The sequence below is a fragment of the Neisseria sp. P0009.S007 genome (assembly GCF_051962515.1).
On sequence record NZ_JBQCVF010001252.1, the window covers coordinates 1 to 242 of the forward strand.

Consider the following 242-nt stretch of genomic DNA (forward strand, 5'->3'; position numbering starts at 1 on the left):
TCTTTGGGCATCATGACGCGGATTTTTTCTTTGCCGCCCGCTTCTTCGGCGCGCCGTCTGGCGATGTTCAAGTCGCCGCCGAAGCCGATGGTGACGCAAGTGTCGCCGCGCGCCAAGTCGTCGATGAAGCCCGACGAGGTAAAGCGTTTGATGTTGGGGCGGTTTTTCTTGAGCAGCTCGGTTGCCGCCTTGATGTCTTCGGTATCGTTGCTGTTGGGGTTTTTACCCATGTAGTTCAACAC

At 56.6% G+C, this 242-nt stretch carries 1 pseudogene; it reads right to left on the reverse strand.

Annotated features, from left to right (window positions below):
- Positions 1-242, reverse strand: a pseudogene (locus tag ACTHS3_RS18495) (polyamine ABC transporter substrate-binding protein); the annotation flags it as partial.